This is a genomic window from Pseudomonas sp. GW460-LB5 (genome assembly GCF_059423245.1).
On sequence record NZ_JBWKXT010000129.1, the window covers coordinates 1 to 1232 of the forward strand.

At 54.3% G+C, this 1232-nt stretch carries 1 protein-coding gene; it reads right to left on the reverse strand.

Annotated features, from left to right (window positions below; translation table 11 throughout):
* Window positions 1-18: 18 nt before the first annotated feature.
* Window positions 19-1169 (reverse strand): IS3 family transposase gene (locus AC07XM_RS31010; protein WP_087535084.1). Its coding sequence is split into 2 segments (ribosomal slippage): window positions 19-935 and window positions 935-1169, totalling 1152 coding nucleotides; the frame shifts between segments, so codons are not numbered across the junction.
* Window positions 1170-1232 lie beyond the last annotated feature (63 nt).

The following is a 1232-nucleotide window of genomic DNA, read 5'->3' on the forward strand; positions in this document are numbered from 1 at the left end:
TGAATCGCCCCTGGTTTTCTAGACACTCTCCAAGCTCAGGAAATAGCGTTTCTCATACTCTACTGGAGACAGCTGCATAGCACTGCTGTGTCGGCGTTTAGGGTTATAGAACATCTCGATGTAATCGAAAATATCACTTCGGGCTTCTTCACGGGTTGTGTAGATCTTTCGTCGGATTCGCTCTCGCTTCAAAAGCTGGAAAAAGCTCTCGGCTACGGCATTGTCGTGGCAGTTTCCCCGCCGGCTCATGCTGCTGATTACATTGTTGGCCTTCAAAAAGCTTTTCCAATCCGAGCTACTGAACTGACTGCCTTGATCTGAGTGAATCATAACTTGCTGCTGAGGCTTGCGTCGCCAAACAGCCATCAACATCGCGTCGATAGCCAGGTCGCTGCACATCCTTGGCTTCATTGACCAACCAATTACTTGGCGTGAGAACAGATCCAGCACTACCGCGAGGTAGAGCCACCCTTCATAGGTGCGGATGTAAGTGATATCTGTCACCCAGACCTTGTTCGGCTCACTTACCTTGAACTGCCGCGCGAGGTGGTTGGGCGAGGCCACTGTTGGTTTTCCACCATAGAACCCTGGACGCCGCCGATAGCCCGTTTGAGAACGCAGCCCCTCCGCCTGCATCAAGCGCCTGACTCGATTTCGGCCGCATTCCTCTCCCAGCTCACGCAGGTCATCGTGAATTTTGCGGTAGCCGTATACACCTCCGCTTTCCAGCCAAGCGTGTTTGATCAAGCCAAGCAGACGTTGATCTTCTTTTGCTCGGGCAGATTGAGGCTCGGCCAGCCAGGCGTAATAGCCGCTGGGGTGCACCTTGAGGGTTTGGCAAAGGCGCCGCACCGGGTAATCAGTCGAGTGCTTCTTGATGAAGGCGTACTTCAGCCGCACTCCTTGGCAAAGTACGCGGCGGCCTTTTTTAAGATGTCTCGCTCTTCCGTCACGCGCTTGAGTTCAGCGCGTAGCTTGCGCAGTTCGGCCTGCTGATCGTCGTCTTGCTGACGCTGCTCTTGGGGCTTGCTGTAGACCTTGATCCAGGCGTAAAGACTGTGCACGGACATGCCCAGGCGCTGGGCGACATCGGCGACAGGTTTGCCTTTCTCGGTCACTTGCTTGACCGCTTCGATCTTGAATTCTTCGGGGTAACGCTGACGACTCATGGCACCTCCTATTTGGGCCTCATTATGAGGCTTGGAGGTGTCTACGAAACCAGGGGCGATTCA